At 45.5% G+C, this 912-nt stretch carries 1 protein-coding gene; it reads right to left on the reverse strand.

Translation table 11 applies throughout. From position 1 onward, the window contains the following. Positions 1–221: 221 nt before the first annotated feature. Positions 222–839: a DUF7017 domain-containing protein gene (locus tag OKC30_RS21130; protein ID WP_270670638.1), complete on the reverse strand. Its 618-nt coding sequence runs from the start codon at positions 837–839 to the stop codon at positions 222–224. Positions 840–912 lie beyond the last annotated feature (73 nt).

The following is a 912-nucleotide window of genomic DNA, read 5'->3' on the forward strand; positions in this document are numbered from 1 at the left end:
CTATCTGGACACTGTGCTCGCAGCTGGCCTGCAAAAACTCTCTGAAATTTAACAGGATGTTCACGCTCTCACCCTGGAGCAGTGGCTCAACCTACGACCTCGGAAATGTCTCGGATTCAGGCAGCCTGTCAAGGTATTCGAAGAGTACCGTCAGGCGGCATAGGCGAGTGTCGCACTTCGAAGTTGAATTCGCGTATCATCATCGTCAGCTACTGATGTTGCTATGCCCCCAATTGTGTCAGCTTGATTGCTTTCCAGTTGTGTCGTGCTTTGGTTTTATCCCAAGCCATAATACGCAGTACTCTTACGCGGGATGCGTTAGTAACATCCCCAATCAAAAACGGCGGAACAAAGGTGTCGTCCACGAATCCAAACCCTTTCTGAGCAACGCGAAGTTCGCCTTCAACAGTTCCGACATCGGCTATTTCAACAGACTGACACGGAACTGATGCTACAACCTCTCTCTCTTTACCATTTGCAGATAGGGACAACTCAACATAGTCACCCGCTTGAGGCTTCCGGTTGCTTTTGTGAACTCCCATGCGCACGGACAAAGTAGTTGATTTATTGATAAAGACTTGAAAGCCCTTCTCTGACTTGTGAATATTCTCAATAACGCCGATAACTTTCTCGGTAGGGCCATGAAGGTACTCGATAGCATCCCCGCAAAGAGATTGTAAAAACGCTTTCAAATCCCTCTCATTAACGCTGGCGTTATACCATGGTTGATGCGTCAATTGTTCAAGCTCTGGTTTAATTTTCCAACCATTACTTTGGTATGCCTGCAAAGCCGTTTTTAAACACATCGACGCTTCTGTTACATGTTGGTTAGCAAGCAATCATGTACAGGATCTTTAGCTACAACCAATTGAAATAGATAGAAAAAAGGCTTCGTTTGTGATCTGATTTAAT

Origin of the sequence: Aeromonas sp. QDB18 (assembly GCF_027705325.1) — a bacterium.
Classification (GTDB): domain Bacteria; phylum Pseudomonadota; class Gammaproteobacteria; order Enterobacterales; family Aeromonadaceae; genus Aeromonas; species Aeromonas caviae.